Genomic DNA, 7,610 nt, shown 5'->3' with positions numbered 1-7,610 from the left:
ACGCTCACGAGCTCCAGGCCGCGCTGCGACCAGTCTTCCTGCAACTCGAGCAACAGCGACTTGATCGTGTCGGCACCCAGTTCGTCGTCGAACAGCACGCGCAGTTCGCGCACCGGCAACGGCTGGGTCGAACAGATCAAGGCGGTTTCGAGAATGCGCTTGGCATCCGCCGTATTCATGGTTCGCGTTATCCGGGAAAAGGCGCCTCGAGGACGCTTGTTCAGAAGGATGGAAGGAGGCGCTGCCGGCACGCGGCGAAAAGCAACGCAAAACCGGCATCAGGCGGCCGGCGCGGCCCTCGGGACCGTCAGGCGCGATTGTAATCCAGGCCCCATTCGGAAAAACCCTGAAGCAGGTCCGGGGGCGGCGGCGAGCGGAACTCCATCGGCTGGTGCGTGACAGGATGCTCGAATCCCAGCCGGAAGGCATGCAGCGCCTGCCGCGCCAGGCCGGCCGCGGGCGCACCGCCGTAGAGCGCATCGCCGACCAGCGGGTGGCCGATCGACGCCATGTGCACCCGGATCTGGTGGGTCCGCCCGGTCTCGAGCGTGCAACGCACCGCACAGCCCTGGTCGTTGCTGTCGAGCACCTCGACCAGCGTGCGGGCCGGCTTGCCCGAATGGCGCTCGAGGTCGACCACCGCCATGCGCAGCCGATTGCGAGGATCGCGCCCGATCGGAGCCTCCACATGGCGCGCGCCGGCGCCCTGCCAGCTGCGATGCGCAAGCGCCAGGTATTGCCGCTTGACCTCGCGCGCGGCGATCAGCGCGACCAGCGCGTCCATCGTCTGGCGGCTGCGCGCGACGACCATCAGCCCGCTGGTGTCCCGGTCGAGCCGGTGCACGATGCCGGCGCGCGGCAGCAGCGCCGCCCGGGGGTCGAGCGCCAGCAGGCCGTTGAGCAGCGTCCCGCTCCAGTGGCCGGGGGCCGGATGGACCACCAGGCCGACCGGCTTGTCGATGATCCGCAGGTGTTCGTCCTCGTACAGTACGCTGAGCGCCATCGGCTCGGCCTTGAAAGCCTGGCTTTGCGGCGTCGGCCGGAGTTCGATCCGCCCGGCCTCGCCGGCATGCACGGTGGCCGAGGACTTGGTCAGCACGCGGCCCTGGATCTCCACCATTCCGGCGTCGATCAGCTGCTGCAGGTAGCTGCGGGAGAACTCCGGCACGAGGTTCGCGAGCGCGCGGTCCAGCCGCTGGCCATGCTCATCCGGCCCGAACAGGAAGGCGCGCACCTCGCTGGCGGCGGAGAGCTCCGCGCCCTCGTCATGCTCCGCGGCCTCCGGGGAGTCCACCAGGGGGGTGGCCGATATAATCGAGGGCAACTGTTTCACGAAAGCCTTCTTTGATGTTTCGCGCCAAATTATCGGTGGTCCCCGGCTGGCTGGCTCTGTGCACCGCCGCCTGGCTGGTCGCCGGCTGCTCGACGACAGAAGCCGACAAGACCGCGAACTGGAGCCCCAACCGGATCTACTCGGAAGCCAAGGACGAGACGAACTCGGGCGCCTTCGACAAGGCGGTGCCGCTGCTCGAGAAGCTCGAAGGCCGCGCCGCCGGCACGCCGCTGGCGCAGCAGGCCCAGCTCGACAAGGCCTATGCGCAGTGGAAGGCCAGCGACAAGGTGTCGGCCATCGCCACGCTCGACCGCTTCATGAAGCTGCACCCGGCCAGCCCGGCGATCGACTATGCGCTCTACCTGAAGGGCGTGATCAATTTCAACGACGACCTCGGCATGTTCTCGTGGATGACGCGCCAGGACCTTTCCGAGCGCGACCAGAAGGCCGCCAAGGAATCGTTCGAGTCGTTCAAGGAGCTGGTGACCCGCTTCCCGCAGTCGCGCTACACGCCGGATGCGCGGCTGCGCATGAACTACATCGTCAACTCGCTGGCGCAGTACGAGGTGCACGTGGCGCGCTACTACTACACGCGGGGCGCCTACCTGGCGGCCATCAACCGCGCGCAGCTCGCGCTCGCGGACTACCGCGAAGTGCCTGCGCTCGAGGAGGCGCTGTACATCATGTACATGTCCTACGACAAGCTCGGCATGACCGATCTGCGCGACGACACCCAGCGCGTGCTGACCACCAACTACCCGAAGAGCGAGTACCTGACGCGCGGCTTCCGGGCCAAGGACGACCCTTGGTGGAAGCTCTGGTAGCCGTCTGACCGCTCGGCTGTCTCAGGCCAAGGCCGAGCGAGCGTGGGGGCAGGCTCAGTTGCCTCTCAATGCGGCGATTTCGGCATCCAGTTCGGTTTCGCCCTCGATCCTGCGCATCGGCGGCAGCGCCGCCAGCAGACGCTTGCCGTAGCCCATCGCGACCAGCCGGGTGTCGCAGATCACCAGCACGCCGCGGTCGGATTCGCGTCGGATCAGCCGGCCGGCACCCTGCTTGAGCGATACCGCGGCCTCAGGCAGCGAATAGTCGCCGAACGCGCTTCGGCCCTGGGATTCCAGCCGCTGCGAGCGCGCCTCGACCAGCGGATCGTTGGGCGGCGGGAACGGCAGCTTGTCGATCACGACCAGCTGAAGGGCATCGCCCGGTGCGTCGAACCCTTCCCAGAACGAGGCCGACGCCACCAGCACGCAACCCGCGCGGCCGTCGCCGGCACCTTCGCGGAACCGATCCATCAGCACGCGTTTGGGCAGTTCGCCCTGGACCAGCACCTCGGGCCGCTGCCCGGCCTCGATGCGTTCGAACTGCGCCTTCATCGCATCGCCGATGGCGCGCAGCGCGCGCAGCGTGGTCGTCAGCACCAGCGTGCGGCCTCCGAGGGTGGCGGCGCCGCGGGCCGCCAGCAGCGCCACCTGCTGGCTGTGCGCGGGGTCATTGGGCTTGGGGAACGCCCGGGGCACGTACAGGGCGGCCTGCTGCGCGTAGTCGAACGGGCTTTGCACCCGCAGCACCTCGGCATCGTCGAGGCCGCAAGGCTCGGTGAACCAGCGCAGCCTCGGGTCGTCGCCGAGCGTGGCCGAGGTGAACACCCAGGCGCGGCCCTCTTCCTCCGGCTCGGCCGTATCGGACTTGAGCACCCGCGTGCGTACCGCCTCGGCGATATCGAGCGGGGATTCGACCAGACGCAGATGCGTCCCGACATCGACCCAGCGCACCGAACCTGACGCGCAGGGTTCGGCAAAGCGCCGCGCGCGCTGAGACAGCTGCTGCGCGCGATCGTGCAGCCGGACGAAGTCGGGCGACAGCTCGCTGACCGTGTCGAGCCCGCGTGCGGCCTGCTCGAAGGCCTCCTGCAAGGCCTCGAGGGCTTCCTGCCAGGGCTGCGCCGCGATGCCCTCGGGCGAATCACCCGCCCAGCGCAGCTTGGCGCCGGGCCATTGCTTGCCGACCGCCAGGCGCAGTTCGCGGGCGCTCCGCTCGACCGCCGCCACCAGTTGCTGCCAGTCGACCAGTCCGCGCGCCAGCTGCAGCCCGGCCGCCAGCAGGTCGCGGGCGAAATCCAGCGCCTGGCCGGTGCCGAGCTGGAGGCCGAGGAACTGCACACCGGTCTCGTTGAGCTGGTGCGCCTCGTCGAACACCACCACGCGTACCGTCGGCAGCAGTTCCGCCATGCCGGACTCGCGCACCGCGAGATCAGCAAAGAACAAATGGTGGTTGATGACCACCACGTCGGCCGCCATGGCCTCGCGCCGCGCCAGGTTGACATGGCAGGGCTTGAACTGCGGGCACTGCGCGCCGAGGCAGTTCTCCCGCGTCGACGTCACCAGCGGGATCAGCGGCGAACGCTCGTCCAGTCCCGGCAGCTCGGCCAGGTCGCCGGTACGGGTGGCCTTGGACCATTGCTCGATCTTGGCCAGCGTGCGCAGCGTGCCGCGCTCGGGCAGCGAATTGTCGTGGCGCGCCAGTTCGAGCCGGTGCAGGCACAGGTAGCTGGCACGGCCCTTGAGCAGCGCCGTGCGCACCGGCAGGCCCAGCGCCGTGACCAGCCGCGGCAGATCGCGGCCGAACAGYTGGTCCTGCAGCGTCTTGGTGGCGGTGGACAGCAGCACGCGTTCGCCGCTCAGCAGCGCCGGCACCAGGTACGAAAAGGTCTTGCCGACGCCGGTGCCGGCCTCGACCACCAGCACGCCGCCGCGCTCGATGGTGCGCGCCACGGCCAGCGCCATCTGGGTCTGCCCCTCGCGCTCCCGGAAATGATCGGCGGCATGAGAGAGCACCCCGCCCTGCGCGAAGACCTCGCGCACTTCTTGTTCCAGCGGCATCAGGCGGGCTCTTGGGGGTCGAGCAGGTCGACCAGGCGCGCGATCTGGTCACGCAGGGCCAGACGCCTTTTCTTCAGGCGCCGCAGCAGCAGTTCGTCCTGCGGGACGACGTCGCCCAACCGGTCGATGGTGGCGTCGAGGTCGGCGTGTTCGATCCGAAGCTCGATCAGCTGGCGGGAAAATGAGTGAAGATTGGAGTCCAAGGGAATCGGTACGAAAAGCGATGCAGGAGCGGCCTGGCCGCGGCTCGCGTTCGCTCGATAATACGACTTCATCGCGTTCGCACGACTTTCATCAAAGACCGCGCCATCGGCGCCCACTGCGCCACATGACACGAGGCTTTCGACTCGCAGCCGCCACCGGTCTCCACAAGGGAGATCGCCCCTACCAGCAGGACCAGGTCCTGATCCTGACCCACCCGCGCGCGCAGGGTTGCGTGCTCGGGGTGGTCGCCGATGRCATGGGCGGGCGCAGCGGCGGGCGCAAGGCGTCCGACCAGGTGCTGTTGACCGCGCGCCAGCTTTTCGCGCGCTACAAGCCCGGGCGCGATGAACCGGTGGGCATGCTGCGCCAGATGCTCGACGACGCCCATACCGTGATCAAGCTCACGGCCGTGTCCAGCGAGCAGGAGCCGCACAGCACCCTGGCCGCGTTCCTGTTGAATCCGGAGGGCGACTGCGCCTGGATCCACGCGGGCGATTCGCGCATCTATCACTTTCATGAAGGCCGCCTGGTCAAGCGGACCAAGGACCACTCGTATGTGCAGGTGCTGGTGGACCGCGGCGAGATCGACGAGGACGAAGCCAGCGTCCATCCGCAGGGCAACATCCTGCTGGGCTGTCTCGGCATGAAGTCCACGCCCCCGCCGGTCGATGTCCACCTGATCCCTCGGGTGAAGACCGGCGACGTCCTGATGGCCTGCAGCGACGGGCTGTGGCACTACTTCACTCCGGCTGAAATGGGTGAACTGCTGGCGGCCAAGGCGCCGCGCGAGGCCGTCGAACTGCTGGTCGCCGAGGCCCGCCGGCGCGCGCACGGCGGTGGCGACAACATTTCGGTCGCCGTGCTGAAGCTGGAAGACCTGCCTACGGAGGAGTAGCCGCTGCGGGCTCCGGCAAGGGCGCGGAGCGCGGCTGGGTCCTGGCGGCATTGCGACGTTCGCTTTCCGCACGCTGACGCTCGGCATTCTGCAGCTTCTGCTCGTAGGCCTGGCGTGCCACCGGCGCCTCGGCGCGTCGACGGGCCGCCTTCGCCTGCTCGTCCGCGTGGGCGCGTTGCTTGGCCTCGAACTGACGTTGCTGCTCGGCCGCCTCGGAGGCGGCCTGGGCGCGGCTGGCGGCATGCTCGGCCGCGCGCTGCTCGCGCTCCTGCTGCGATTTCAGCGATTGCTCGCGCTGCTCTTGCGAGTCCTTCGCGCGCGGATGGGTGTCCTTCTCCTCGAACTTGTCGAGCGCGGCGGCACCCCGGCGCCGGCGCTCGAAGTCGTTGATCGCGGCTTCCTGTCGCTTGATGTCGTCGGTCGCGAGACGGCGGTGCTGGCGGCTCTCCCTCAGGCAATCCTCGACGGCGAACTTCTTGTAGCAGGCGGCCTGCTCGGTGTTGAAGCGTTCGTCGAGCGCCTTGCGCTCCTGCGCCAGACGGCCACGCTCGGCATCGAAATCGAGATTGCCGGTGGTTGCGCCCAGCTGCGCCCAGCCCGGCGCCGCCGCCAGGCCGATCAGCAATGCGAGGACAGTGTTCTTCATGTCAGTCGTGTGTCGACGGTGCGCCGCTCGAGCGCCAGGAACTCGGTCGACTGCATCTCGTTGAGTCTCGACACCGTGCGAGGAAATTCATGGGCCAGAGGACCCTCGGTGTACAACGCCTCGGGCGGCACTTCGGCCGACATGATCAGTTTCACTCGGCGGTCGTAGAAGACATCGACCAGCCAGGTGAAACGGCGTGCTTCCGAAGCCATTCGCACCGGCATGTAAGGCACGTCGGACAGCAGCACGGTGTGAAACTGGGTCGCGATCTCCAGGTAGTCGTTCTGCGAGCGCGGGCCGCCGCACAGCGTCTTGAAGTCGAACCAGACCACGCCGCCGGCCTTGCGCCGGGCATGGATCTCGCGCGACTCGATGTGCAGCACCGGATTCTCGTCAGCACTCTCGGCCAAGCGCTCGAAGGCCTTGCGCATCTCCTTGTCGGCCACCGCTCCGTTCGGCGTGAGGTAGAGCCGCACCTGCTCCAGCGTGCGACGCCGGTAGTCGGTGCCGTTGTCCACGCTGAGAACCTCGAGCCGCTGGTTCAGCAAGGCAATCGCCGGCAGGATGCGGTCGCGGTGCAGTCCCCCGGGGTAGAGGTCGTCGGGCTTGAAATTGGAGGTGGTGACGAAGCCCACGCCGTTCTCGAACAGCGCCGCCAGCAGCCGGTGCAGGATCATCGCGTCGGTGATGTCCGCGACATGGAACTCGTCGAAGCAGATCAGCTTGTAGCGCTTGGAGATCCTGAGGCCGAGTTCGTCCAGCGGATTCACCGTGCCCTGCAGATCGGCCAGCTCGCGATGCACCTCGCGCATGAACTCGTGGAAGTGCAGCCGCGTCTTGCGCCTGAGCGGAACCGCGTTGTAGAAGCAGTCCATCAGGAAGCTCYTGCCGCGGCCGACGCCTCCGTACATGTAGACCCCGCGCGGAATCTCCGGCCGGTTGATCAGCTTCTTGAACGCGTTGGAACGCTGCGCCTTGTAGGCGGCCCACTCGCTGGCGCAGCGGTCGAGGGCCTCCACGGCGCGCAGCTGCGCGGGGTCGCTTTGATATCCCCGCGCAACCAGCTCCGCGTCGTACGCCTGCCTGACGGTAGTCACGACCTCAGAAGTTCAGCGTGCGCTTGTCGACGGCCAGCGCCGCTTCCTTCGTCGCCTCGGACAGCGACGGGTGCGCATGGCAGATGCGCGCGATGTCTTCGGCGCTGGCCTTGAACTCCATCGCCACCACGGCTTCGGAGATCAGCTCGCTGACCATCGGGCCGACCATGTGGACGCCGAGGATCTCGTCGGTGGCCGCATCGGCCAGGAACTTGACCATGCCGGTGGTGTCGCCGAGCGCGCGTGCGCGCCCGTTGGCCAGGAACGGAAAGGTTCCCGCCTTGTACGCGCGGCCGCTGGCCTTGAGCTGCTGCTCGGTCTGGCCGACCCAGGCGATTTCCGGCGAGGTGTAGATCACCCACGGAATCGTATTGAAGTTCACGTGCCCGTGCTGGCCCGCGAGGCGCTCGGCCACCGCCACGCCCTCTTCCTCGGCCTTGTGCGCGAGCATCGGGCCGCGCACCACGTCGCCGATGGCCCAGACGTTCGGCAGGCTGGTCCTGCATTCCTCGTCGACCACGATCGCACCCCGCTCGTCGAGCTGGAGGCCGAC

General features: G+C 68.1%; 8 protein-coding genes and 1 pseudogene. 2 read left to right on the top strand and 7 right to left on the bottom strand.

Going from position 1 to position 7,610, the window contains the following annotated elements; translation table 11 throughout:
• Together AC1D2K_RS25265 and AC1D2K_RS25260 are read right to left on the bottom strand one after the other, a co-directional pair.
• Positions 1-179: pseudogene (locus AC1D2K_RS25265) on the bottom strand (SMC-Scp complex subunit ScpB); the annotation flags it as partial.
• Between the two features lie 128 nt (positions 180-307).
• Complete coding sequence (locus tag AC1D2K_RS25260; protein WP_478091895.1) at positions 308-1,324, bottom strand: RluA family pseudouridine synthase; 1,017 nt, start codon at positions 1,322-1,324, stop codon at positions 308-310.
• Between the two features lie 23 nt (positions 1,325-1,347).
• Between AC1D2K_RS25260 and AC1D2K_RS25255 the strand changes: the two genes are divergently transcribed.
• A complete protein-coding gene (locus tag AC1D2K_RS25255) occupies positions 1,348-2,157 on the top strand; it encodes an outer membrane protein assembly factor BamD (RefSeq protein WP_478091892.1) in 810 nt (269 codons plus the stop codon).
• Positions 2,158-2,211: 54 nt separating this feature from the next.
• Here the strand turns inward: AC1D2K_RS25255 and AC1D2K_RS25250 are convergent, their stop codons facing one another.
• Complete coding sequence (locus tag AC1D2K_RS25250; RefSeq protein ID WP_478091891.1) at positions 2,212-4,215, bottom strand: ATP-dependent DNA helicase; 2,004 nt, start codon at positions 4,213-4,215, stop codon at positions 2,212-2,214.
• Complete coding sequence (locus AC1D2K_RS25245) at positions 4,215-4,418, bottom strand: DUF465 domain-containing protein (protein WP_286368180.1); 204 nt, start codon at positions 4,416-4,418, stop codon at positions 4,215-4,217. The genes AC1D2K_RS25250 and AC1D2K_RS25245 overlap by 1 nt, the downstream gene beginning before the upstream one ends.
• A 125-nt stretch (positions 4,419-4,543) precedes the next feature.
• Here AC1D2K_RS25245 and AC1D2K_RS25240 point away from each other — a divergent pair, with 125 nt between their 5' ends.
• Entirely contained in the window at positions 4,544-5,314 is a 771-nt protein-coding gene (locus AC1D2K_RS25240) for a PP2C family protein-serine/threonine phosphatase (protein WP_478091889.1), read from the top strand.
• Here the strand turns inward: AC1D2K_RS25240 and AC1D2K_RS25235 are convergent.
• The 3 genes from AC1D2K_RS25235 to AC1D2K_RS25225 all read right to left on the bottom strand — a co-directional run.
• Positions 5,301-5,960, bottom strand: coding sequence for a hypothetical protein (locus AC1D2K_RS25235; RefSeq protein ID WP_478091887.1), 660 nt, complete (start codon positions 5,958-5,960; stop codon positions 5,301-5,303). The two genes, AC1D2K_RS25240 and AC1D2K_RS25235, sit on opposite strands and share 14 nt — an antisense overlap.
• Complete coding sequence (gene zapE / locus AC1D2K_RS25230; protein ID WP_478091885.1) at positions 5,957-7,057, bottom strand: cell division protein ZapE; 1,101 nt, start codon at positions 7,055-7,057, stop codon at positions 5,957-5,959. Before zapE ends, AC1D2K_RS25235 begins: the two co-directional genes overlap by 4 nt.
• Before the next feature lie 4 nt (positions 7,058-7,061).
• On the bottom strand, positions 7,062-7,610 hold a 549-nt coding region (locus AC1D2K_RS25225), incomplete at its 5' end, for an FAD-dependent oxidoreductase (RefSeq protein ID WP_478091883.1).

The organism is Variovorax sp. P1_H12_2 (genome assembly GCF_056405335.1).
The sequence above is the reverse complement of the archived record's forward strand: the minus strand, read 5'-3'. Positions and strand labels throughout refer to the sequence as shown.